Here is a 23,103-nt window from a genome sequence, read left to right on the forward strand (position 1 = left end):
GCGGAGCCTTCCGAAGAAGACCTTGCCTTGCTTAGGGGCAGCCGGCAGCGATTCGTTGCACCGCAGATCCGGCGAGCCCCTGGACTGCTACGATCCGATCGTGAAGGCCGTCCTCTACCGCAGCTACGGCGAGGCGAAGGTTCTCGAGATCGGCACCGTCGAGGCGCCGTTACCGCGACGGACCGAAGTTCTCGTGCGGGTGGCGGCCGCCGCCCTCAACCCCAAGGACATCCTGACCCGCAAGGGCAAGTTCAAGCTCTTCACCGGACGTCGATTCCCGATGGTTCCGGGCCTCGACATCGCCGGTGAGGTCATCGCCAAGGGCTCGGCGGTAGCCACCTACGACATCGGCCAGCGGGTTCACGGCATGCTCAACGGCTGGCGCGGCGGGGGCTGTGCCGAGCAAGCCGTGGCCGGCGAGTCGGAGCTCGCTCCCATACCGACCGAAATGAGCGTTGTTCAGGCCGCGGCCCTGCCCTTGGCGGGTATGACCGCACTGCAGGCCCTGCGCGACCTTTTGAGGGTGAAGGAAGGCGAGAGGGTCTGTATCAACGGCGCTTCGGGAGGAGTCGGAACCCTCGCGGTGCAGATCGCCAAACTCCTGGGTGCCCAGGTCGTTGCCGTCTGTAGCGGTCGCAACGCCGCGCTGGTGGCGGGACTCGGGGCCGACGAAGTCGTCGACTACACGCACACCGATGTCACCCGCTCCGGCCCCTACGATGCCTTTTTCGACGTCTTCGGCAATTGCCCACCGGCCCGGGTTTCGCGAGCCTTGCCTTCCGGCCGCCACTGCACGACCGTTCCCTCGCCCGGAGCCATCCTGCGCGAGCTCCAGGGGCGGCTCCTCGGGCGCCCCCGGCGCATGGTGATCGTGCGCGGCAACGGCGCCGACCTGCGCCAGCTCGACCAGTGGTACGCCGCCCGTGGGCTCGACATCGTCGTCGACCGCGTGCTGCCGTTTTCTCAGGCCGCCGAAGCCCACCGTTACCTCGAAACCAAGCGCGCCCGCGGCAAGGTGGTGCTGGTTCCGGATCCGCTGTTCGACCACCAGGCCTGAACCCAACGACCGATCGGGCCGAAGCTCGAAAAGAGCTCCAACCCGATCGGCCTTGAGGGGAAGCCGCCTTTCCCAGACTCAGGGCACCTGGTCCGTCCAGGAAGACGCGTCACCGGACTCGAAGCCATCGGCGAAGATGTCCTTCGACTGGACATCCATGGTCAGCCGGACCTCGTCGATGTCCTGCCCGGCGAGACCCGGAAAGATGATGCTCAATCGGCCGTCGAAGGGATTCGAGAAGGACGACGTGATGTCGATAGGTCCTCCAAAGAGCCCGGTGCCGTCGTTGAAGAACTCGACCATCGCCGAGCTCACCAGCACCTCTTCGTCGCTGTCCAGGGTGTCGTCGATCCCGATCTCGATGCATGCGGCATCGAGAGGCGTTCCGCTGTCGGGATCCTCGAAGCCGTCCGGGAAGAGGTCCTCGCCGTTGTCCGACTTGGCGGTGATTTCGCCCGTAAAGCCGTCCGAGTCGTTGGCGTCGGTCTCGAACTCGAAGACGAAGGGCTGAGTACCGTTGGTGTAAGGATCGAGCAGCTCGTCGAGACCGTCGAACAAGACTTCGTTGTCCCCGGTTCCGGAAGTATGAGGCGACGAGCAGTTTCCGTTCTCCCCCAGCTTCAGCAAAAAGTCGAAAATGTCCTCATCGAAGCCTTGAGCGCCATCGAGCACGTCGGTACCGATCGGCAAACCGACTCCAGTGAGGTTGTCCATGCCCGGGCTCTCGATATCCGCCGAACCTTCCTTCACCCGGTTCTCGGCCCCCTCGCTGTTGAGAGACGGCATGAGCTCCTTGAGCAGAGCCGCCAAGCCGGCGACATGGGGCGCCGAGGCCGACGAGCCGAAGAACGGGTTGAATCCCGGGGTTGCGGTGGATACTCCGTCGGCAGCAGAGACGTCCGGCTTCTGGCGCACCTCCGGCATCGGAGCTCCGAGCGGCTCATCGCCCGGATCGACGGCGGTCGCGACGGCGGGAGCCACCGGCGTGCCATCGGCTTCGAAGAAAATCCGGCGCGGGCCATCGGAGCTGAAGGTCTGAACCGGATTGGCAGGGCCGCCGGTGAAGACACCACCACCAGCGGTGGCGACGTTGACGGCTCCCACTGCCATCGCCCCTTCGGCCGCCGGGTGGCCGAAGACCTGACCATCGGTACCGCTGGCCAGGCGGCCGCGATGGGTGTTGACGTGGATGAAGCGGCTGACGCCGTCGAACAGCACCACCACCACCCGGTTGCCGGTGTCGTCATCGGCGATGCTGTCGACTGCCTCGACCGGATTCTGAGTGCCGTTCTGAGTGTTGGTCGAAGCATCGAGCACGTTGGCCAGGGCAGCATCGAGAATGAACAGGTCGTAGTCGTTGCTGGCGGCGCCGAAGGGGTCGGCCCACTGCAGGGTCACCAGGCTCGGCGAATCGAAGGTGATCTCGTTGTTGTTGGTGCCGCCGCCGAAATCGTGGGCCGACTGGCCATTGCCAGCGAGCGGACCGGGCAGTGCGATGCCCGAGTAGTCGCCTTCCCAGACGCCGGCCGTGCCGGAGTCGAGATTGCCGGAGTTGCCGGCCGACGAGTAGTAGAAGACACCCGCCGCCGCCACCTCGTTCACCGCCTGGGCGATGATGCCGTCCTGGAACACCGGCTCCGTGAGGTAGAGCACATCGTCGACGATGACGTTGCAGCCGGCGGCGGCGAGGTCGAGAATGTTCTGCGCCATCTGGGCCTGTCCGCCGGCGCCGGTGGCGAAGAAGAGATCCGCCCCCGGCGCCATGTCGTGGACGATCTCGAGCAAGGCCGTGCCTTCGCTGGTGCCGGGATTGCCGCTCTGGCCCGGCAGCACCGTGACACCCGCCGGAAGATCTCCGGAACCCTGCAGCGATACCAGCGCATCGACGCTGTCGGACATGGCGCCCACCCGCACGCCACTGCCGTCGACCCCGAAGTCGAGGCGGGCCGTGTCGGTGCCGTGGGCGACATCGCCCTCGGTGGTGTTGATCATCTGGGTGATCATCACGTCCGCTGGCCGGACCGAGCGCACCGCGGGCATCCCGGCGAGGGCCTCCAAAGCTTCCAGCGGGAGATCGGCCCGCACCGCCTCGAAGCGCGGATGCGAGCTCAGCACGCGGCCGCCGAGCTCGGCGATGCGCGACAGAAGCTGCGGCGAGACCTGCGCCGCCAGGTCGACCCGGACCGTGCCGTCGGCCTGCACCCGGGCGCCCATGCGGAGCTGCGGCAAGCGGCCGCGCAGGCCCTCCCCGCGGCGCTGCCGCAGCTCCATCAGCAGTCGCGAATCGATTTTGTGCTGCGCCGCCGTACGACTGCGCTTGAGGGTCAATATCTGGTCGATCTGGCGCAGCGCCTCGACCTTGAGCTCTTGCGCCATCAGCGGCAGAGCCGGCGCGGCGAGGAGCAGAATCATGAGCAGGTTCAACCAGCGCATCGGCTTGCGGAGCCGGTCGCGGGAGCTTGAATGGTTCGAGCGCATATCCCACACTCCTTCGTCGAGTCGATCGGTCCATGGGGCCGGCCGGGTTACCGGTCGCGACCAGTCCCTCCTCCGGGTTGATGACCTGACTCTAGGGAAATTCGCCACGCAAAGCCTGAGAGTACGGTTACGACTCCATGTTCTCGCCGCCAAACCGTTAGAATACGGTTAGAAGTCTTGCCGTCGGCTGTTTGTTGGACTGTTGGTCGCCTAATTTGGGGTTGGTCTGAGAGGTCGAATATCTCCTCTGTTCGCTTCGCAAGCTTTCGCCTGGACTCGACCGCCGGGCGCCTCTTCGAGCTGGCGACGGAAGAACGTCCCGTCGCCCTGACGCCGAAGGCCTACGATCTTCTCGCCCTCTTTCTGCGCCATCCCGGCGAGCTCCTCACCAAGAACCATCTGCTCGACACCGTCTGGGAAGGACGGAGTGTCACCGAAGGGGTCCTCAAGGTCACCATTCGCGAGCTGCGCAAGGTGCTGGGCGACGACGCTCGTCATCCCACCTACATCGAAACCGCTCACCGCAAGGGGTATCGCTTCATCGCGCCGGTCGAGCGCGGGCCCTCGCCGCTGCGGCTGTCGGCGGAGGTTCCAGGGCGCCGCGAGCTGATCGGACGAGAGCACGAGCTGGCGGTGCTCGACCAGGCGTTCCAGGAATGCCTGACGGCCCAGCGCCGCACCTGTTTTCTCTCCGGCGGCGCCGGGATCGGCAAGACCCGCTTGGTGGAGTCGTTTCTCGAAGGCCTCGGCGACCCCTGGGTGATTCGGGGCCATTGCCTCGAGCACTATGGCGCCGGCGAGCCCTACCTGCCCCTGCTCGAGGCTCTCGGACGCCTCTGTCGCTCTCCCCGCGGCACTTCCCTGGTCCCCTTGCTGCGCCGCTTCGCTCCCACCTGGCTGCTGCAGATGTCTTCGCTGGTCCAGGAGTCGGAGTGGCAAGCCCTCCACCGCGAAACGGTCGGCGCCACTCCGGAGCGCATGCTGCGGGAAATGGCAGAAGCCCTCGAGGCCCTGAGCCAAGAATCGCCGGTAGTGCTGGTGCTCGAGGACCTCCACTGGAGCGACCGCTCCACCCTCGACCTGGTCTCGCTGCTGGCGCGCCGACCGGACCGCGCCCGCCTGCTCACCGTCGCCACCTTTCGACCGAGCGATCCCGGCGACGACGACCCGCCCCTCGAGCAGTTGAGCAGCGACCTCGAGGCGCGACGCCAAGGTCAGCTCCTCGAGCTCCAGGAGCTCGACAGCGGCCAGGTGGCGGCGCTGCTCGACAAGCGCTTCTCGCCGCACCGGTTTCCCCGCGACACTCCCCGCCGCCTGCTGCGCCATACGGGCGGCAATCCGCTGTTTCTCACCCTGCTGCTGGATGATCTGGTCGCCGAGGGCCGCATTCACCGCGACGGCGAGTCCTGGGTGCTCGATCAGGAGGCCCGCGGCATCGCTGTGCCGGATGAGATTCGCCAGCTCATCATGCGGCGTTTCGAAGGCTCCGGCGACCGCACCATCCTCGAGACCGCCGCCGTCGCCGGGGCCGAGTTCAGTGCCGCCGCCGTCGCCGCCGGCCTCGACCACACCGCCCTCGGCGTCGAAGAGACTTGTGAGCGCTGGGTACAGCGCGGCGTGCTGGTTCCGGCCGGCATCGAAGAGAGCGGTCAGGGCGCCCTCACGGCCCGTTACGGCTTCGCCCACGCTCTCTACCAGCAGGTGCTCTACGAAGCCCTACCGTCGGCGCGACGCTCCCGCCTCCACCACCATCTCGGCCGCTTCCTCGAGCAAACCCACGGCGAGCGCGCCGATGCCGTGGCGAGCGAGCTGGCCAATCACTTCGAGCGTGCCCTCGACCGCCCTCGAGCGATTCGCTACCTGCGCCGGGCGGCGGCCACGGCGGCCCGCCGCACCGCCAATCGTGAGGCCGTCGACCACCTCGGGCAGGCCCTGGCCCTGCTCGGCGAGGACGAGTCGGCCCTCCGCCTCGAGCTGCTCAAGGAGCGGGGCCTGATCCACCGCGCCCGCGGCGACATGCCCTCGGCCGTTGCCGACTTCGAGAGCCTGGCGGCACTGGCGGCGCGCAGCGGCGCCCACGAGCAGGAGATCGAGGGCCTGCTCTACCTGGTGAGCGCCCTCTACTGGTTTCGGCGTGAGCGCTGCTTGACCCTGATCGACGACATCGAGCAGCGGGCCGCGGTCCTCGACGATCCTCTGCTGCAGACCCATGTGCGCGGTTACTGCGGTCACTGGAACCTCAACCTGCGCGGCTGGCGGGCGCAGGACGAAGCGGCCTTCCTGGCCGCCGTCGAGGCCGCCGAGAGCAGCGGTGATCGCGGCCTGGTGCGCCAACACACGGTCCGCCACGTCTACCTGAGCTGCCTGAAAGGCGACTACTCCGCCGCCGACCATCAGGGCGCCGCGGGCATGAGCCTGGCCCTCGACGAGGCCGATGCCTTCGACTACTTCGTGTGCCTTTTCTTCCGCGTCTGGGCTCGGCTCCACAACGGCCGCTGGGACGGCCTTGGCCCGATGATCCGCGACGGCATCACGATGGCCGAGAAGAATGGACACGAGACCTGGGCTCTGTTGCTGCGCATCGCCCTCGGTTGGCGCCACCAACAGGCGCGCGACCTCGAGACCGCCCGCCGCCTCTGCGAGCCCGCCCTGAGCCGCGCCCGGGAAGCCTATGGCGACACCGGTCAGCTGCTGTTCAAGAGTCTGATCGTCGCCGCCTGGGTCGACCTCGCGGGGGGCGATCCGTCGGCAGCCCTCGCCAAGCTCGCCGAAGTCCAGCGCCGACGCAGCGGCGATGCCGGGTTGATGGACTGGATTCTGCTCCTACCGCTCTCCCTCGGGAAGGCTCGCGCCGAGCTCGCCCAAGGGTCACCGGAGGTGGCCCAGCGCGCCGCCGAGGAGCTCCACAGCCTCGCCGTCGGCCCCGGAGAAAGCTCCTATCGCGCCCACGCCGCCACCCTGGTGATCGAAGCCGCCTTGGCTCAGGGAAGGCACGAAGGACTCGAAGAATGGGCGCGCGAGCTCGCTGGCGACCTCGCACCCCCGGTGGCCTGGGCCGGCGGACGCACCCTCGAACGGTTGCGGCGCCTGCAGGGACGGCCCGAGGAGGCCGCCGCCGCCCAACGGCAGGCTGCCCATGCGGTAGCGGTGCTCGATCAGCGGCTGAGCGACGACCTCGAGCTGCGGGCGACCTTTCGCGCCGACCGCGAGGTCGCCGAGCTCCTCGCCAACGGCGTCACCAGCTCTCAGGGGCGCTAAAGACCGTACGTCGACATCACCAACGAGCCGTTGGTGCCACCGAAACCGAAGGAATTGGTGACCGCCACTTCAAGGTTGGTGACCTCTCGCGCCGAATGGGGCACGAAGTCGAGGTCACAGCCCTCGCCCGGCTCGTCGAGGTTGAGGGTCGGGGGAAGGGTGCGGTGGCGCAGCGCGAGGGCGAGGATGCCCGCCTCGAGACCACCGGCAGCTCCCAGGAGATGTCCCGTGGAGCTCTTGGTCGAAGAGACCGCCAAGGCATTGGCATGGTCCCCGAAGACGCGATGGATGGCCCGCACCTCGCCGAGGTCGCCGAGCGACGTCGAGGTGCCATGGGCATTGATGTAACCCACCCGGGTGGGCTCGATCGCCGCATCGTCGAGCGCCGCCTGCATCGCCCGGGCCGCACCGTCGCCATCGGGCAGCGGTGCCGAGATGTGGTAAGCGTCACCGCTCATGCCATAACCCAGAATCTCGCAGTAGATCTCGGCACCACGACGGCGAGCCGACTCGAGCTCTTCGAGAATCAACAGGCCGGAGCCTTCGCCGATGACGAAGCCATCGCGATCTTTGTCCCACGGCCGCGATGCCTTCTCAGGCTCGTCATTGCGGGTGGACAGGGCCTTCATGGCGGCGAAGCCACCGAGGGTGAGGGGCGTGATCACCGCCTCCGTGCCGCCGGCGCACATGGCGTCGGCGTCGCCCCGCTGGATCAACCGGAAGGCATCTCCCACCGCATGAAGGCCCGTCGTACAGGCGGTGCAAGGGGCCGAGTTCGGCCCCCGCAGGCCATAACGGATCGAAACCTGGCCTGCCGCCATGTTGACGATCAGGCCCGGGATGAAGAACGGAGAGATGCGCTTCGGCCCGCGGTTGAGCAGGGTCTCGTGCATCTTCTCGATCAGCGGCAAGCCGCCGATTCCGGATCCCACCAGAGCACCGATGCGGTCGCGATTGCCGTCGTCGACCACCAGCCCCGAGTCCTCCATGGCGAAATCCGCCGCCGCCAAGGCGTAGTGGATGAAGGTGTCACTCTTCTTGACTTCCTTTTTGTCGAGAAAGTCCGTCGGATCGAAACCTTCGACCTCGCCGGCGATGCGCGACGGGTAGTCGTCCGTCACCTCGAAGCGGGTGATCGGTCCGATACCGCTGCGCCCGGCCAGCAGGCCGTCCCAGTTCACCGCCGTGCCGACGCCCAGCGGTGAAAGGAGACCCACTCCGGTGATGACCACTCGGCGACTCATGGCTGGTCCTCGGGGAAGTTTGGTGCTCGGGTGGGCCGATAAGCCCGGGAGGGGGGTCTAGTTCTCTTTTTCGGCGTTGCTGTCGATGTAGCTGACGGCGTCCTGGACAGTGGCGATCTTCTCGGCGTCGTCGTCCGGGATCTCGATTCCGAACTCTTCCTCGAAGGCCATCACGAGCTCCACGATATCGAGCGAATCGGCGCCCAGATCGTCCGTGAAGCTGGCCTTGTCGGTGACTTCGTCACCGCCGACTCCGAGCTGCTCGACGATGATCGCCTTGACTTTGTCAGAAGTAGACATGGTTCAATCCTCCTTCAGGTCTTCGTCTACGAACCCCGCGGTTCTAGCACAAAGGCCGCCCCAAGGTCTACGCAGGGCGGCGAGCGGGATGGGTCCTCAGATATAGAGTCCGCCGGACACATTCAGCACGTGACCGGTGATGTAGCCGGCCTCGTCACTGGCCAAGAACGCCGTGGCGGCGGCGATATCTTCCACGGTTCCGATACGTTTGAGGGGAATGGCTCCGGTCAACTCCTGGCGCGTGGCCTCCGGAAGCCGGTCCGTCATCGCCGTCGTGATGTAGCCGGGCGCGACCACGTTGACGGTGATATTGCGACTTCCCAGCTCCTTGGCCAGGGACTTGGTAAAGCCCACCAGGGCGGCTTTCGAGGCCGCGTAGTTGGCCTGGCCCGGGTTGCCCATCAACCCCACCACGGAGGAGATGGACAGGATCCGCCCCCACCGTTTGCGCATCATGCCGCGCACGAGGGCCTTGGTCAATACAAAGGTGCCGGTGAGGTTGGTTCTCAGGACGGATTCCCAATCTTCCAGGCTCATCCGGGCGAGCAGGTTGTCGGCGGTGATGCCGGCGTTGTTGACCAGGATGTCGACCGCCGCGCCGAGCTCGGCGATGCGTCCCTCGAGGGCTCCGGTGTCGGCCAGGTCGATGGGAAAGACCTCGGCACTGCCACCGGCCGCGGCGATTTCCGCCGCCAGGGCCTCGAGCTTCTCCTGATTGCGCGCCGCCAGCACCACCGACGCGCCCTCCGCTGACAGACGCCGGGCGATCGCCGCGCCGATGCCCTGCGAAGCCCCGGTGACCAGGGCCGTCTTGCCTTCGAATCGCTTCATGATGATTCTCCGCCCGGTCAGCCTTCGAGGCCCCGGTAGCTGTCCGCAGTGTTCAAGCTGATCTGGCGGGTACCGCGGGCGATGCGCCGGATGAGACCGGCGAGAACCTTGCCGGCCCCGATCTCGACGAAGCCCTCGACGCCGCCCTCGGTCGCCATCCAAGACACCGACTCGACCCAGCGCACCGGATTGTCGATCTGGCGGATGAGCGCATCGCGCGCGGCGTCCCCCCGGGTCACCGGCACAGCATCGACATTGACCACCACCGGCACCCGCGGATCGCGAAATTCGGTGTTGTCGAGGAGCTCCGCCATCGCCTCCCGCGCCGGCGCCATCAACGAGCAGTGGAAGGGCGCCGAGACCGGCAGCGCCACCGCCTTGCGGGCGCCGCGCTCACGCGCCAGCTCGACCGCCCGCTCGACCGCCGCGCTGGCGCCGGCCAGTACCGTCTGACCGGGGGCGTTGTAGTTGGCCACGGCGCAGACCTGGTCGCCGGCCGCTTCCGCCGCCACCGCCTCGACGTCGGCAGCATCGAGGCCGAGGACAGCCGCCATCGCTCCCTCCCCTTCGGGCACCGCATCCTGCATCAGCTCACCGCGGCGGCGAACCAGGCGCACCGCATCGCCAAAGGAAAGCACGTCCGCAGCGACCAGGGCCGAGTACTCGCCCAGGCTGTGACCGGCCATCGCCACCGCCGACAGGCGACCTTCCTGCGCCACTACCCGGTGGATGGCGGTAGACACGGTAAGCAGTGCCGGCTGCGTGTTGGCGGTGCGCCGCAGATCTTCTTCCGGGCCCTGCCAGCAAAGCTGCGACAGGCTGTAACCGAGCACCTCGTCGGCTTCGGCGAAGACCTCGCGGGCGACACTCCAGCCCTCCGCCCAGTCCTGCCCCATGCCGACCTTCTGGGACCCCTGCCCAGGAAAGACGAACGCCGTTTGACTCATGCTCCCGCTTCCTCCCGATCGCCCAGGAGACGAGCCTCCTGGCTGTGCAGCTCCGCGATCTTGTCGCGGATCTTGTGGTGCAGGTTCGCGCCGCAAAACTCGACGGCCCGCCGGATGGCGCTCAACACCGCGCGCTCGTTGGATCGGCCGTGGGCGATGAAGCATCCGCCTTCGACCCCGAGCAGCGGCGCCGCGCCGTACTCGCGATAATCGGTTCGCCGGCGCAGGTTGTCGAAGGCCGGTTTGGCCATCAGATAACCGAGCCGGGTCCGCACTCCTTTCACCAGCTCTTCGCGCATCATGCGCCCGAGGAGCTGGGCCAGCGATTCGGCGCTCTTGAGCACCGCGTTGCCGACGAAGCCATCGCAAACGATGACGTCGACGGCACCATTGAACACGTCGCTGCCCTCGACATTGCCGACGAAGTTGAGGCCAGTGGTCTGCAAGACCTTGAAGACCTCGCGGGTGAGGTCGGTGCCCTTGCCCTCTTCCTCACCGATCGACAGCAGCCCGACCTTGGGAGCCCGCGTGCCGATCAACTCTTGGGCATAGAAGTGGCCCATCACGGCGAACTGACGCAGGTGACCGGGCCGGGTGTCGACGTTGGCTCCGACGTCGAGGAGCACCGTTCGCCCGGTGCCGTTGGGAAGAATCGCCGCCAACGCCGGACGATCGACGCCGCGGACCGTGCCGATGACCATTTTGGCGACGATCATCGCGGCGCCGGTGTTGCCGGCGGAGACCATGCCCTGGGCTCGGCCTTCCCGCACCAGCTCGCCACAGCGGCGAATCGAGGAACGGCGTTTCTTGCGGATCGGCGAGATCGCCGGTTCGTCCATGCCGACGACCTGGTCTGCATGGACGATCTCGAGGCGATTGCCGGCGCCGGGGCCGAGGCTCGAGAGCTCTTGCCGCAGCACCGATTCCTCACCCACCAGGTAGATGGAAGTGCGATCTTCGCGCGCCGCCCGGAACGCACCGCGCACTACTGCCCGCGGTGCGTGATCTCCTCCCATGGCATCGACGGCGATCCACATGGCACTGAACCGCGGTGATCCCCGACGGGGAGCCGCATTGGTTGGGCCGAATATTAGAGGTTCCTGCAGGGCGGCGGCGACCGCGCCATCACCGCCGGTACGGTCAACTCGTCAAGAGCAGGAGCCGCCGCCACCCCATGGCGGCGAGCCGGCTCCACCCTCGCCCAGAATCAGAGGGCGTCCTTGGGCTCGATGATGTCGCGGCCGCGGTAGGTTCCGCAGGACAGGCAGACGCGGTGCGGACGCTTCACCTCGCCGCAATCGGGGCAGAGGGACGAGCCCGGTCGGACCAGCGCATCGTGAGCCCGGCGGCGATTCCGGCGGGCCTTGGACGTACGTCGCTTCGGATTGGCCATTTCTTCAACCTCGTCGGCGGCGGTACCACCGCCTCGCTTGTGACTGGAGCCAGCAGGTCAGCCTTCCGGAAGGCGTCCCTTGAGCTCCCCGAGGGCCGCCCAACGAGGGTCGGGCGAAGACCCCTCGCAGGAACAGCTCCCGTCGTTCAAATCCGCCCCGCAGCCGGCACAAAGGCCCTGGCATTCGGAACGGCAAATCGGTTTCATCGGCACCCCGAGCTGAAGGTGCTCGAGCATCAGCGGCTGGGTGTCCAAGAACTCACCTTCGACATACAGCAGCCCGAGATCATCGGCCCTGAGCTCTACTTCGAGATCCGGCTCTTCGTCCTGCGCCACCACCATCAGCTCGATGTCGCTGATCAGCTCGTGATCGAAGGTCGTGAGACAGCGATCACATTGCAGGCCTTGGGAGGTTTCGAGGCGAGCTCGCAGCAAGAATCCTCCCTCGACCGCAAACACCCGCCCCCGCCAGATCACCGGCTCGAGGGACAAGAGCTCGGAGCGTCCGAGAGAAGCTGCCGGAATATCGACAGCGGTTTCCCACGTGACAGGCTCGTTGCTGGCTTCTTCGAGGCGTATCTTCACTTCGAGATCCCCCGAGGCGGAAGGCGGAGCCTACGCCATCGGTCGGAGGCCTGTCAATCTTCCCCGACTTCCGGCTCGGCCCGCGCCCCGAGCTCCACCAGATGCTCGCAGACGCCGGCGATCAGATCCTCCTGCCCCTCCTCGATCCCGAGGTCGGCGAGGTGTCGACCGATGCGCTCGAACCACTCGCTGTCGAGATCCGCGACCGGATAGGAGAGCAACGGGGGACGCGGCCGGAAGGGTGCCGCCGGCCGCGACCCAAAGCGCTCGAGGGCGGTGCCGTAGGCGTCGGCGGCATGACCCACCGTGTGAGCTTCCGCCATGTAGCGCCGGGCGTTGCGCCCCAGCCGCCGGCGCAGGTCGCGGTCCGCGGCCAGCAAGACCAGGGCGCGGGCGATCAGCTCTACCTCGCCGGCGCCCGGTTCGACCTTGAAGCAGCATCCTTCGGGGATCTCGGCGAAGGAGCCACCATCGCTCACCACCACCGCTTTGCCGAGGGCCAGCAGTCGCATCAGGGCCGCCGAGGTTTCGCCGGCGGTGGGGTGGCGTAGGTTGAGGGCGATGTCGGCGGCCCGCATCCAGCGCTGGAAGTCGGCCATCGGCGTTCGTCCGAGCCAGCGCACGCCACAGCCGAGCTCGCCGGCCAGCAGGCGGTCGAGATCGAGCTGGGGATCGGCATCGCCGGCGAGCACGAAAAGCGCCTCGGGGTGGGCTCGACGGAGCCGTTGAAACGCCCGCAGACAGATCTCGATGCGCTTCGGTCGAGACAGGAAGCCAAAGGTCGCCACCACCAGTGTGTCGGGATCGAGGTCTAGCTGCTGGCGTGCGCCGGCCTTCCCACCGGCTTCCCCTGCGGTCTCCTCAGGGCGCAGGTGGAAGTGCTGCCGCACCACCTCCACCGCCGCCGCCGGACGGCTGGCGAGGATTCGTCGGCGCGCCGCCTCGCTGTGCACGATCACCCCCCGGGAGCGATCGACCAGACGCTCGAAGAGGGGGTAGCGAAAGGGATCCACCGGCAGCCCGCTGGTCACCATCCGCCGGCCGAGGCGGTAGCCCGTCGGGCCGCAGCAGTAGCGCAGGGTTTCGAGATAGGCCGCGATGTTTCCGGCCACGACGGTGCGTTCCCGCACCATGTGGTGCAACACCACCTCGTGCAGCACCACCGTCCCGGGTATCTCGAGGGCGCAGTCGTAGAGCGCGCCGTGGAAATGCGGGTGGTTGCCGATCTGATAGACGACTGCATCGTAGTCGCCCGCCCGCCGCCGAAATTCCGCCACCGAGGGAGCCTCCTCCCAGGGCGCCGCCGGTCGGTAATCGGCCTCGGTGTAGACGTCGACGGCCCAGCGCCGGGCGAGCTCCGGTAGGAGCTCGGCGCTGTAGTCGGCGATCCCGGAGGGACGCGGTGGCAGCGGGCTGAGATAGGCGACGCGCATCGCTACTCGGTCAAGCGGGCGATAACGTGATCCCAATCGATCTCGGCGACGGTGCTCCGGCCGTTGGCCCCGAGGCGCCGGGCGAGGGCACGATCTTGGTCCAGGGACCGCAGGCGCGCACCGAGGACCTCGGGGGCACAGACGTAGCCGTTTTCGCCGTCGACCACGAACTCGAGCACGCCGCCGGCATCGGGAGTGGTGAGCATCGCCTTGCCGGCCTTGAAGGCTTCCACCGTGACGTAGCCGTAGTCTTCATCGTAGGGGGCATAGAACACCGCCATAGCGCCGCGGTAGAGGCGCACCAGATCATCGTCCGAAACCCACCCCGGCAGCTCCACCCGGTCGGCGACGCCGAGGCGATCGGCCAGGGCCAGCAAGGATTCCCGCTCGGGGCCGCGACCGGCGATCACGGCGCGCACACCAGGAGCCTGGGGCAGGGCGCGGATCAGCAGATCGAAGCGCTTCGGCTCGACCAGCCGGCCGGCGCTGAGCACGTAGTCACCGAGCTCGTGGTCGCCGCCGGCGAGCTCCGGCGCCAGCTTCGAGGGCGGGTAGAGGCAGTCGGCGGACAGACCGAGGAAGCTCTCCAGGCGGCCGGCGACATTGCGCGAAATGGTGAACCGCCGAGCTTCGGCGAGGCTGCGCCGGTCCATCGTCTGCACCATCTCCACCAACCGTGGATCCCGGGGATCGCTGTCGATGTCGCTGTAGCTGGTGCCCCGCAAATCGTAGACCTGGCGTAGCTGGTGCACCAGCCAGACCACCTTGCGCGGGTGGCGCACCAGGTAGGACGGAAAGCGGGTGCAGATGACCCGGTCGACGGGCCGACCCTCGACCTTGGTGACGTCCAGCAGGCGCCAGGCGAGGGCGCTCTCGAGCAACGCCCGCCGACTCGCCATGCTGAAAGGCAAGCGCACCTGGTCGACCTCGAAGCCGCGCACACGCAGCTCGTCGCTCAGGCTGTCGGCGAGAATTTCGGCCCCACCGTGGAGGAAGGGCATCTGGCTGTTGCACACCAGAATGCGCTGGCTCATCGCTCCGGCTCGTCCTCGGCGAGGCGCTCTTCGAGGGCTCGCAAGCGCTTGTCGAGGCTGTCGAGGGACTCCGCCAGCCGCTCCTGCGAGCTGGTCAGCTCGTCGAGTAGCTGCCCGGCAACGCGATTGAAGCCGTTCTGCTGCTCGAGGACCGGGCGCGCGAACCACTTGCCGAAGAGGTGAAAAAAGGCCTTGCGCAGGAAGATCAGGGGCCGACCGAGGAAGGGCCGGGGCGAGATCGGCATGGGTTCGTCGACGAACTCCCGCCGGCGCAGCTCGGCGAGCTGCAGGCGGGCCTCCTCGCGGCCTTCGCCGAGGCTGGCGAGCTCGCCCTGGCGCATTCGGATGCCGGCCTTGACGCGCTCGAAGACCTCGGCGACCTCCTGGCGCTCCCGGTCGCTCATGGAGCGTCTCCGGAAAAGCTCAGGAAGACGCTCAGGTACCGCATGTCCCGGCTCTTGCCCGGCGCCATCCGCGCCGGCACCCAGCCGTCGGTGGTCTCGAGGGTGAAGCGGTAGTAGTAGTCTGGTGGACCGGCCGGATAGAAGCCGAGGTTGCGCGCCACCGGCTTGACCGGCAACTCCACCGGCACGCCTTGGCGCTTGGCCTCGCTGTCGAAGCGAATCACCTGACGATGGCTGCCCGAATCGAGAGTGAGAACGTTCTCCGGCAATGGCGAGATGACCTTGAAGCGCAGCGCCTCGAGCGGTTCCTGGGACACCACTACCACCTCCGTTTTGGAATCGCCTCGCACCCAGATGCCCTCCGGGTGCTTCTCCTGAGCGAAGAAGTTGTCGCGCCGCAGAACCCAGGTTCCCTGTCCCCAGTTGCGCTGCCAGTAGCCCGGGATACGACCACTCGGCAGCAGCGTCAGCTCGAGGGGCAGGGCCTGAAAGGGCCGCGAGCGGACGTGGGTCTGGAGGGTGAACTCGGGAGCGATCTGCATCACCGGAACGGCGACCACGGACGCCGTCCACAGACCGGCGGCGGCGAACGGCAGCCACAGCGCCCGGCGGGCGCGCAGCGGCCCGGCGACGAGCAGCAAGACCGGATAGATGGAGGCGAAGTAGCGATTGCCGATGAAGCCTGCCCCGCCGTGGTAGTTGCCCGGCCGCAGCAGGAACAAGAGGCCGCAGTAGGCGACCACCGAGAGCAGCACCAGCCAACGGTAGCGATTGCGGGGGGCGAAGCAGAACATCACCAGGCAGGCCAGGCCGAAGGGGAAGTAAGGCAGCAGGCCGGTGTGGCGACCGATCAGGAAGTAGACCGCGTTGCGCGCCAGCACCGGCAGGGTGGAGCTCGGCCGAACGCCGGACCAGGAGCCGAAGCTGGTGCCCTTGTAGAGGCTCCACAGGTCTTCTTCGACCTCCAAAGGGAAGGTCGCCTCGAAGGAGCGCCGCTGCACGTCGCGGTAGGGACTCCAGTGATCGCTGAGCTTCCACTGCAGACCGATCAACAGGCCGGCGCCGAGGGCCGCGCCGAGGGCAAGGGCCGCCAGGCCGCGAAAACGCCGCCGCCAGAGCAAATCGATGCCGAGCGGCGCCCCGAGCAGAATCAGGGGCTCCTTGGAGACGAAAGCCGCCGCCAGCAAAGCTCCGGCGGCGACCAGGGCGAGCAGGTGCCGACGCCCGAGGCTGGGGAGCTGCCGCAGGCTCCAGCCGAGGGCCAGGGGCAGAAAGACGCAGGCCATGTTGAACACTTCCGGCTGCATCCAAAAGACATAGACCAGACCGGCCGACGCAAAGAAGAAACCACCGACCCACAGGCCGACGGCGGCTCCCTCCGGCGCCTCCCGGCGCACCAGGGCCAGGGCGATGGCGAGCATCGCCAGATACAGCGCCATGTTGAGGATCACCAAGCCCTGGGGACCGAAGACCGCATAGAACGGCACCGCCGCCGCCGAGTAGGCCAAAGGCTTGCCGAAGTACATCGTTTCGCCGCCGTCGTCGGTGAACAGGATCAGGCCGTAGGGGCCTTGATCCCAGATCCGGTAGGAGCGCCGCAGATCGCGATGATCGTAGGTCAGATCGTGGTCGTGCCACAGGCTCTGGGTGATCATCAGGTAGGCGGCTTCGTCGGCCACCGGCCCGGGCGGAAAGTGGATCTTGTAGAGGGTTGCCGACAGTCCCAACAGGAGAACGGCCAGGCAGGCGGCGTGGAGCGGTCGTAGGGATCTCATGGCGTGGCGTGGCCCGGGGCGACCGCGCGGCGGTCGAAAGGCGCTGAAGGCGCGGGTATCATACCGATCTCCAGCCCCCCGACCATGCGCTCCCTGCTCAAGAAGATTCCGCCCCTGGTGTGGGCCGTCCGACTCGGTCGGCGGCTGGCCCATCGGTTGGGGCCGGCGCGCTGGCGCCGCACCTGGCAGTGGCGGAGGTCGATCCGCGCCGCCAGCCAGCGCCGGCGCCGCGAGACCCGGCTCACCGTCGGGGTCGACATCGCCGCCTTCTGGGAGCCCCTCACCGGCATCGGCTGGTACCTCTACGAAGTTCTCCAGGCCCTGGCGTCGCGCGACGATCTGCGGTTGCGCCTCTACGGCGCGGCGCTACCCCGCGGGCCGGAAGTGCCGCCCCCAGAGGTCGAGATCCCGACAGGACCGGCCCTCGAGTGGGTGACCTACGAGGTGCCGGACGACCTCCTGCTGCCGCGCTCGCTGCTCTTCCGCTGGCTGCGCCGCCGCGAGGCCCGTTTGCTGGCGGCGGACCGCAACCGGGTGCTCTTCGGTCCCAACTTCCTGCTCGCCCCGAAGTTCGAGCGGGCGCCCGGCGCCCGCGTGGTCACCGTCCACGACCTCAGCCTGCATCGCCTGCCCTGGGCGGTTCGGCCGGACACCCGCAACGCCCTCGCCGCCTCCCTCGCCCTCACCCTGCGCCAGGCGCAGCGCGTCATCACGCCCAGCCATGCGGTGCGCCAGGACATCGCCGACGCCGGCTGGTTCGACCCGCTGCGGGTCGAAGCGATCCACCACGGCCTCGGCCACCGCGCCAGCGCCACCCGGCGCCCGGCGGGCACGCCGCCCCGCTACCTGCTGTCGGTCGGCACCCTCGAGCCGCGCAAGAACCTCTCGACGCTGCTCGCCGCCTGCCGTCAGGGCACCCTGCCGCTGGTCCTCGCCGGCCGCTTCGGCTGGGGCACGGAGGAGCTTCGGCCGCAGGTGGAAGCCGGCGTCGAGGAGGGCTGGCTACACCACTTCGGGTACGTCGAGGAAGGCGAGCTGGCGGCCCTTTACGAGGGCGCGACGGCCGTCGCCCTGCCCTCCCTCTACGAGGGCTTCGGCCTGCCAGCGGTGGAGGCGATGGCCGCCGGCAAGGCACTTCTCTTGTCGGACATTCCGGTCTTTCGCGAGGTCGCCGCCGACGCCGCCCGCTACCTCGGAACGGAAGACGTCGCAGCCTGGCGCCAGGCGATTCAAGAGCTGGTGCAGAACGAGGCGCTCCGCCGCGACCTCGCCGAGCGCGCCCTGCGACGCAGCCGAGAGTTCACCTGGCAGCGCTCGGCGGAAGAGCACGCCCGGGTCTTCGCCGTGACTGCCGAGGCGCAGCGCCCGAAGGACGCCGCGCCATGAGATCTCGCCCAACCGTCGCCGTCGACCTGCGGGCCGTGGTGCGAGAACCGACCGGCATCGGGATCTACACCACCGAGCTCCTGCGGGCCCTCGGCGGCCGCGACAACTTCGCGCTCCTCGGCCTCGCTCACCGGCCGCCGAGCAATCTCGCCGAGCTGGCGGACTACGGCGTGCGGGTCGAGCACCAACCGGCTCCTCTGGGCGTCCTCTGGCAGCAGCTTCGGCTACCGCGGCGGCTGGCCCGGGGCGACATCGACCTTTTCTGGTCACCGCTCTTCACCCTGCCGCTGCGCACCCCGGTACCGGCGGTGGTCACGGTCCACGACATGACCGCCTTCCTGTTTCCCGAAGCCCATCACTGGAAGGTGCGCTGGAGCCTCAAGCCCTTCCTGCGCCCTTCGCTGCGCCGTGCCCGCCGCATCGTGACGCCCTCGCGGTCGGCGGCGGACGACCTCGCCGCCTTCGACCCGGCGAGCAGCGAGCGTCTGCGGGTGGTGCCGGAAGGCGTCGACGCGGCGTTTCGCCCGGCCTCGCCGGCGCAGGTCGCCGCCATCCGCCGGGAGCTCGGCGCCCCCGAGGGCTATCTCTTCGCCGCCGGCACCCTCGAGCCGCGCAAGAACCTCGGCGCCCTGCTCGACGCCTGGCAGCGGCTGCGGCACGAGAACCCCGACTGTCCTCCCCTGGTGATCGCCGGTGGCTACGGTTGGGGCAGCCGCGACCTCGTCGCCCGCCTCGAAAGGCTGCGCGATGAAGGCGTCTTTCTGCTCGGCCGGGTGTCCCGCCAGCGCCTCATCGAGCTCTTCCAGGCGGCCACCGTGTTCGTCTACCCCTCCCTCTACGAAGGCTTCGGCCTGCCGCCCCTCGAGGCCATGGCCTGCGCCGTGCCGGTGGTGGTGGCGAACCGCTCGAGCCTGCCGGAGGTGGTGGGCGATGCCGGCCGCCGCTTCGATCCCGACGACGGCGACGGCCTCTACCGCGCCCTCGGCGAGCTATTGGCCGCCCCGGAAGCGGCTACCGCCCTCGGACGGGCCGGTCTCGAACGCTCCCGCGGCTTCACCTGGGAAAAGGCGGCCCAAGCGATGGAGGAGATCTTCCGCGAAGCGCTAGAATGACGGCTCGGACGGCAACTGCTCCGTGATGACCTTCTCCACCGCCGCCAATCTGCCCTCGGACACCGCGGGCGCGGACTGAATCAGCCTTGCCCTACACCATCGCCATCGACGCGCGAAAGGTGCACGATTTCGGCATCGGCACCTACATTCGCAACCTGATCTTCGGCCTCGCCGAGATCGACGACGAGAACCGCTACCTGCTGCTCACCCGCACCGCCCAGGGGCGCGACGCCCTCGCCGACCTGCCGGAGAACTTCCAGGTCGTGCAGGAGCGCTCGCCGGTCTACTCGCTGCGCGAGCTGGTGGCCCTTTCCTGGCGCCTCTTCCGCCTCGACCTCGATCTGTTCCACGCCACCCACTACGTGTTGCCGGCGGTGGTGCCCTGCAAGGTGGTAGTCACCATCCACGACATCATCCACTTGCTCTACCCGGAGTTCCTGCCCAGCCGGCTGGCCTTCCTCTACGCCCAGCGGATGATTCGGCGCAGCCTCTCCCGCGGCGACGCCATCATCGCCGTGTCGCGCAATACCCGCGCCGATCTGATGAGCTATTTCGATGTCGGCGGCGAGAAGATCCACGTCATCTACAACGGGGTCGATGACACCTTCCGCCAGCACCTCGGCAGCGAGGAGCTCGAAGTCGCCCTCCGCGCCCTCGAGATCAAGCAACCCTACGTCCTCTTCGTCGGCAACGCGGCCAAGAAGCACAAGAACCTCGACAACGTCGTCCAGGCCTACGCCCGGGCGCGCCGAATCCACGATTTCGATGCCCCGCTGGTGTGCGTCGGCGATCGCTCCGGGGCCGAGTTCAAGCTCCGCCAGCGGGCCGAGAGCCTCGGAATCGCCGACAGCGTCCATCTCCTCGGCCACGTCGCGGCGGAGGCCTTGCCGGCGATCTACCAAGGGGCGGCACTGTTCGTCTACCCCACCCTTTACGAAGGCTTCGGCCTGCCGGTGGTCGAGGCGATGGCCTCCGGTGTCGCCATCGTGACTTCGAACACCTCCTCCCTCAAGGAGATCGCCGAAGGTTACGGCCACCTCGTCGACCCCCTCGACGTCGAAGCCATGGCCCGCGCCATCGCCCGCTGCATGTCCGACCAGGAGCACCGCGAAGCCCTCGCCAAGCTCGGTCAGCGAAGGGCCGACGACTTTCACTGGAAGCGCACCGCCGAGCTCACCCTCGACCTCTACCGGCAGGCGATCGAGAACGGCCGCGGCCGGCGCTCCGGCCGCCCATGAGCCGAACCCCCTCCTCGACGCCACCGCCGGCAGCGGCCGCCTCGGCGAGCTCCGACCGCGCGCCAGCGGCGGTCTCGGGAGCGCCCGCGCGGGTCGCCCTGGTGCACGACTGGCTGACCGGCATGCGCGGCGGCGAAAAGGTCCTCGAAGCCCTCGCCGCGCTCTTTCCGGAAGCCCCCATCTACACCCTGTTCCACTTCCCGGGAAGCGTCTCCGAGGCCCTCGAGAGCCACCCCATCCACACCAGCTTCCTGCAGCGAGCGCCGGGCCTGCGGCGCCACTACCGGCGCTTCCTGCCGCTGTTTCCGGCCGCCATCGAGGATCTCGACCTGGCGCCCTACGATCTGGTGATCAGCTCGAGCCACTGCGTCGCCAAGGGCATCGTGCCGGCTCCGGACGCCCTCCACCTGTGCTACTGCCACACCCCGATGCGCTACGCCTGGGACCAGGAGCATGCCTACTTTCCGCGCCGCCGGGGATTGACCGCCCGGCTGCGGGGCCTGGCCTTGACCCGCCTGCGGACCTGGGACGTGGCCTCGGCACCGCGCGTCGACGCCTACTTCGCCAACTCGACCTTCGTCGCCCGGCGCATCCGGCGCTACTACGGCCGCGAGGCCGAGATCCTGCACCCGCCGGTCGACGTCGACTTCTACCGCCTGCCACCGGAAGCTCCCGGCGAGCGGCCCTATGCCCTGGTGGTCACCGCCCTGGCGCCCTACAAACGGGTCGACCTGGCGATCACCGCCTGCCAGCGCCTCGGTCTCGATCTCGAGATCATCGGAACCGGTCCGGAGCTCGATCGCCTGCGCACCCTCGCCGGGTCCAACACCCGCTTTCTGGGTCGCGTACCGGCGGAGACCCTGCGCGCCAAGCTACAGGGCGCCCGCTGCCTGGTGCAGCCGGGAATCGAGGACTTCGGCATCGCTCCGGTCGAGGCCCTGGCCTGCGGCACACCGGTGGTCGCGCTCGGTCGCGGTGGGGTTCTCGACATCGTCGAGAACGGTGTTCACGGGGTTCTTTACGAGCCCCCGGACGATGCCGAGGCCCTCGCCGCGGCGATTGACAAGTCGAGTCGGATCAGGTTCAATACATTGAACCTTCGCGCCCGGGCGGAGGCCTTTTCCACTGTCGTTTTTGTCGATCGTTTCGCCTCCTCATGCGAGGCCCTGCTCTCCGCCCGGTGGGAGAAAGCTCCTTGATCCGAAAGCGACATCGCACGACAGCGGCTCTGTATCTGGCGACCGACCTGGTCGCGACGATGGCGGCCTTCTTCGCCGCCTGGGCGCTGCGCTTCGAAGCCCAGATCGTCCCGCTGACCAAGACTGCGCCGGCCTTCGGGCCCTACTTGATGCTGCTGCCGTTCATCGCAGTGGTCTGGCCGGTGGCCTTCTATTTCCACGGCCTCTACCAGGTACGGCGCGGCCGCAGCCGAGTAGACGAGATCTTGACCCTCGCCATGGCGGTGCTGGTCGGCACGGTGTTGCTCTCGGTGTTGATCACCTGGTACCGACCGACGGTCGGCCCCGAGAGCGTCGAGTACTTCACCTTCAGCCGCGCCTTCATCGCGCTGTTCGCCCTGGTCGACCTGGTGCTGGTCTCCGGCGCCCGCATGCTGCTGCGCTCTTCGCTGCGGCGCCTGCGCCTGCGCGGTCACAACCTGCAGCGCATCCTGGTGGTCGGTGCCGGCGCCCTCGGTCGCGAGATCACCACCAAGCTGCTCGCCCACCGCGAGCTCGGCTTCGAGGTCATCGGCTTCCTCGACGACGACCCTGGCAAGGCCGGACGCAAGATCGACGAAATCCCAGTGCTCGGCAATCTGCGTGAGATCGACGAGGTGCTCGCCGCCAACGCCGTCGACCAGGTCTTCGTGGCCCTCCCCCTGGAAGCCCACCGCAAGATGATGCGGGTGCTACAGCGCATCGGGCGGGAGTGTGTCGAGGTGCGGTTGGTTCCGGACATTTTGCAGTACGCCACCCTCAACGCCACCCTCGAGGATGTCGACGGCACCCCGGTCATCAATCTGTCGCAGGTGCCGCTGCAGGGCTTCAGCAGCCTGGTCAAGCGCGCCATGGACATCGCCATCGCCCTCGTCGGCATGGCCCTCCTGCTGCCCCTGCTGCCGCTCGTCGCCCTCGCCATCTGGATCGAAGATCACGGTCCGATCTTCTACCGCCAGGAGCGCATGGGCCTCGACGGCAAGTCATTCATGATTTTGAAGCTGCGCTCCATGCGAGTGAATGCCGAAGCCTCGAGCGGCCCGGTTTGGGCGGTGCGCGACGATCCCCGGCGGACCCGCATCGGCGAGTTCATTCGCCGCTGGTCGATCGATGAGCTGCCTCAGCTTTGGAACGTCCTGACCGGCGACATGTCGCTGATCGGACCGCGCCCGGAGCGGCCCGCCTTCGTGCACGAGTTCAAGCACAAGCTGCCGCAGTACATGGTGCGTCACCGGGTCAAGGCGGGCATCACCGGCTGGGCTCAGGTCCACGGCTGGCGCGGCAATACCTCGATCAAGAAGCGCCTCCAGTACGACCTCTACTACATCGAGAATTGGTCCCTGATGCTGGACCTCAAGATTCTCTGGATGACCCTGCGCCACGGCATTCGCCAGACCAACGCCTATTAGCG

Annotated in this window: 19 protein-coding genes; 7 read left to right on the forward strand and 12 right to left on the reverse strand. The window is 68.0% G+C overall.

All coding sequences use genetic code 11. The features are described from left to right. Positions 1-100 precede the first annotated feature (100 nt). A complete protein-coding gene (locus tag AAF604_04065; GenBank protein MEM7048806.1) occupies positions 101-1,057 on the forward strand; it encodes an NAD(P)-dependent alcohol dehydrogenase in 957 nt (318 codons plus the stop codon). A 78-nt stretch (positions 1,058-1,135) separates the two neighbouring features. Here AAF604_04065 and AAF604_04070 read toward each other — a convergent pair whose 3' ends face one another. Beyond that, entirely contained in the window at positions 1,136-3,490 is a 2,355-nt protein-coding gene (locus tag AAF604_04070) for a S8 family serine peptidase (GenBank protein MEM7048807.1), read from the reverse strand. Between the two features lie 222 nt (positions 3,491-3,712). Between AAF604_04070 and AAF604_04075 the strand changes: the two genes are divergently transcribed. Next, a complete protein-coding gene (locus tag AAF604_04075; GenBank protein ID MEM7048808.1) occupies positions 3,713-6,793 on the forward strand; it encodes an AAA family ATPase in 3,081 nt (1,026 codons plus the stop codon). Here the strand turns inward: AAF604_04075 and fabF are convergent. The 11 genes from fabF to AAF604_04130 all read right to left on the reverse strand — a co-directional run bounded on the left by fabF (position 6,790) and on the right by AAF604_04130 (position 16,739). Beyond that, complete coding sequence (gene fabF / locus AAF604_04080) at positions 6,790-8,037, reverse strand: beta-ketoacyl-ACP synthase II (GenBank protein ID MEM7048809.1); 1,248 nt, start codon at positions 8,035-8,037, stop codon at positions 6,790-6,792. The two genes, AAF604_04075 and fabF, sit on opposite strands and share 4 nt — an antisense overlap. A 57-nt stretch (positions 8,038-8,094) precedes the next feature. Further along, positions 8,095-8,337, reverse strand: coding sequence for an acyl carrier protein (locus AAF604_04085; protein MEM7048810.1), 243 nt, complete (start codon positions 8,335-8,337; stop codon positions 8,095-8,097). A gap of 96 nt (positions 8,338-8,433) precedes the next feature. Then, complete coding sequence (gene fabG / locus AAF604_04090) at positions 8,434-9,168, reverse strand: 3-oxoacyl-[acyl-carrier-protein] reductase (GenBank protein ID MEM7048811.1); 735 nt, start codon at positions 9,166-9,168, stop codon at positions 8,434-8,436. Between the two features lie 17 nt (positions 9,169-9,185). Then, positions 9,186-10,115, reverse strand: a complete 930-nt coding sequence (fabD, locus tag AAF604_04095) for an ACP S-malonyltransferase (GenBank protein ID MEM7048812.1) — start codon at positions 10,113-10,115, stop codon at positions 9,186-9,188. Further along, on the reverse strand, positions 10,112-11,152 hold the full coding sequence (plsX, locus tag AAF604_04100; protein ID MEM7048813.1) for a phosphate acyltransferase PlsX: 1,041 nt from the start codon (positions 11,150-11,152) through the stop codon (positions 10,112-10,114). The genes fabD and plsX overlap by 4 nt, the downstream gene beginning before the upstream one ends. A 170-nt stretch (positions 11,153-11,322) precedes the next feature. Next, positions 11,323-11,508: a 50S ribosomal protein L32 gene (gene rpmF, locus AAF604_04105; GenBank protein MEM7048814.1), complete on the reverse strand. Its 186-nt coding sequence runs from the start codon at positions 11,506-11,508 to the stop codon at positions 11,323-11,325. Between the two features lie 57 nt (positions 11,509-11,565). Then, on the reverse strand, positions 11,566-12,093 hold the full coding sequence (locus AAF604_04110) for a DUF177 domain-containing protein (protein ID MEM7048815.1): 528 nt from the start codon (positions 12,091-12,093) through the stop codon (positions 11,566-11,568). A 53-nt stretch (positions 12,094-12,146) separates the two neighbouring features. Further along, positions 12,147-13,526, reverse strand: a complete 1,380-nt coding sequence (locus AAF604_04115) for a glycosyltransferase family 4 protein (protein MEM7048816.1) — start codon at positions 13,524-13,526, stop codon at positions 12,147-12,149. Between the two features lie 2 nt (positions 13,527-13,528). After that, positions 13,529-14,560: a glycosyltransferase family 4 protein gene (locus AAF604_04120; protein MEM7048817.1), complete on the reverse strand. Its 1,032-nt coding sequence runs from the start codon at positions 14,558-14,560 to the stop codon at positions 13,529-13,531. After that, the gene (locus tag AAF604_04125) at positions 14,557-14,964 is read right to left on the reverse strand and encodes a hypothetical protein (GenBank protein MEM7048818.1); all 408 of its coding nucleotides are present in this window, start codon (positions 14,962-14,964) and stop codon (positions 14,557-14,559) included. Before AAF604_04125 ends, AAF604_04120 begins: the two co-directional genes overlap by 4 nt. Further along, a complete protein-coding gene (locus AAF604_04130) occupies positions 14,961-16,739 on the reverse strand; it encodes a hypothetical protein (protein MEM7048819.1) in 1,779 nt (592 codons plus the stop codon). Before AAF604_04130 ends, AAF604_04125 begins: the two co-directional genes overlap by 4 nt. Before the next feature lie 84 nt (positions 16,740-16,823). Between AAF604_04130 and AAF604_04135 the strand changes: the two genes are divergently transcribed. The 5 genes from AAF604_04135 (at position 16,824) to AAF604_04155 (ending at position 23,101) form a co-directional block, all read left to right on the forward strand. Further along, entirely contained in the window at positions 16,824-18,125 is a 1,302-nt protein-coding gene (locus AAF604_04135; GenBank protein ID MEM7048820.1) for a glycosyltransferase family 1 protein, read from the forward strand. Then, on the forward strand, positions 18,122-19,237 hold the full coding sequence (locus AAF604_04140; GenBank protein ID MEM7048821.1) for a glycosyltransferase family 1 protein: 1,116 nt from the start codon (positions 18,122-18,124) through the stop codon (positions 19,235-19,237). Before AAF604_04135 ends, AAF604_04140 begins: the two co-directional genes overlap by 4 nt. Positions 19,238-19,323: 86 nt before the next feature. Next, positions 19,324-20,475: a glycosyltransferase family 1 protein gene (locus AAF604_04145; protein MEM7048822.1), complete on the forward strand. Its 1,152-nt coding sequence runs from the start codon at positions 19,324-19,326 to the stop codon at positions 20,473-20,475. Continuing rightward, positions 20,472-21,674 (forward strand): glycosyltransferase, encoded by a 1,203-nt coding sequence (locus tag AAF604_04150; protein MEM7048823.1) that lies wholly within the window; start codon positions 20,472-20,474, stop codon positions 21,672-21,674. Before AAF604_04145 ends, AAF604_04150 begins: the two co-directional genes overlap by 4 nt. Next, positions 21,671-23,101 (forward strand): undecaprenyl-phosphate glucose phosphotransferase, encoded by a 1,431-nt coding sequence (locus tag AAF604_04155; protein MEM7048824.1) that lies wholly within the window; start codon positions 21,671-21,673, stop codon positions 23,099-23,101. Before AAF604_04150 ends, AAF604_04155 begins: the two co-directional genes overlap by 4 nt. Positions 23,102-23,103: the final 2 nt, after the last annotated feature.

Source organism: Acidobacteriota bacterium (assembly GCA_039028635.1).
Lineage (GTDB): Bacteria > Acidobacteriota > Thermoanaerobaculia > Multivoradales > JBCCEF01 > JBCCEF01.